The sequence below is a fragment of the Mesorhizobium sp. KR2-14 genome (assembly GCF_040049255.1).
GTDB lineage: Bacteria > Pseudomonadota > Alphaproteobacteria > Rhizobiales > Rhizobiaceae > Pseudaminobacter.
This window is the reverse complement of the sequence record NZ_JBDZDR010000026.1, coordinates 1-1,533: the sequence shown is the minus strand read 5'-3', so window position 1 is coordinate 1,533 and position 1,533 is coordinate 1. Positions and strand designations below refer to the sequence as shown.

The window sequence follows — 1,533 nt, the reverse complement described above, 5'->3', positions numbered from 1 at the left end:
TAGAACAGGCCCTCGATCTGGCCGTGCTCGTTGAGGAAGATCCTTTCCGACGACGGCACTTTGGGCAGGCCTGGCATGGTCATGATCTCGCCGCAGATGACGACGACGAAGCCGGCGCCCGCCGACAGCCGCACCTCGCGCACCGGCACGCTGTGGCCGGTCGGCGCGCCGCGCAGATTGGGGTCGGTCGAGAACGAGTACTGCGTCTTGGCCATGCACACCGGCAGATGGCCGTAGCCCTGTTGCTCCCAGGCGTGCAGCTGGTCGCGGACGCTCTTGTCGGCGATCGCCTCGGCGCCGCGGTAGATGCGCTGGACGATGGTGTTGATCTTGTCGAACAGGCTCATCTCGTCGCCATAGAGCGGCGCGAACTGCGACGCGCCCGACTCGGCCAGCTGCACCACCTTGTGCGCCAGCTCCTCGATGCCGGCCGAGCCCTGGGCCCAGTGCCGGCACAGGATCGCCTCCTCGCCCATGGCGGCGACGAACTCCTTCACCGCCTGGATCTCGGCCTCGGTGTCGGCGTGGAAGTGGTTGATCGCCACCACCGCCGGCACGCCGAACTGCTTCACGTTCTCGATGTGGCGGCCGAGATTGGCGCAGCCCTTCTTCACCGCCTCGACGTTTTCCTGGCCGAGGTCTTCCTTCTTGACGCCGCCGTTCATTTTCAGCGCGCGCACGGTGGCGACGATGACCGCCGCCGCCGGCTTCAGCCCGGCCTTGCGGCACTTGATGTCGAAGAACTTCTCCGCGCCGAGATCGGCGCCGAAGCCGGCCTCGGTGACGACATAATCGGCAAGCTTCAGCGCGGTGGTGGTGGCCATCACCGAGTTGCAGCCATGGGCGATGTTGGCGAACGGGCCGCCATGCACGAAGGCCGGGTTGTTCTCCAGCGTCTGCACCAGGTTGGGCTGCATGGCGTCCTTCAGGAGCACCGTCATGGCGCCGTCGGCCTTGATGTCGCGGGCAAAGACCGGGCTCTTGTCGCGGCGATAGGCGATGATGATGTCGCCGAGGCGCTTTTCGAGGTCCTTGAGGTCGGTGGCCAGGCACAGGATCGCCATCACCTCGGAGGCGACGGTGATGTCGAAGCCGGCCTCGCGCGGGAAGCCGTTGGCCACGCCGCCGAGCGAGCAGACGATGTCGCGCAGCGCGCGGTCGTTCATGTCCATGACGCGGCGCCAGGCGACGCGGCGGATGTCGATCTGCTGCTCGTTGCCCCAGTAGATGTGGTTGTCGATCAGGGCCGAGAGCAGATTGTGGGCGGTGGTGATGGCGTGGAAGTCGCCGGTGAAGTGGAGGTTCATGTCCTCCATCGGCACCACCTGGGCATAGCCGCCGCCGGCCGCGCCGCCCTTGACGCCGAAGTTGGGCCCGAGCGAGGCCTCGCGGATGCAGGTGATGGCCTTCTTGCCGATGCGGTTGAGGCCGTCGCCGAGCCCCACCGTGGTGGTGGTCTTGCCCTCGCCGGCCGGGGTCGGGTTGATGGCGGTGACCAGGATCAGCTTGCCGTCCTTGTTGCCCTTGACCGAC

At 67.0% G+C, this 1,533-nt stretch carries 1 protein-coding gene; it reads right to left on the bottom strand.

What is annotated here, in order from left to right; genetic code table 11:
* Positions 1 to 1,533, bottom strand: a 1,533-nt coding sequence (locus ABLE86_RS22825; protein ID WP_348781284.1) for a formate--tetrahydrofolate ligase, incomplete at both ends; no start/stop codon positions are given.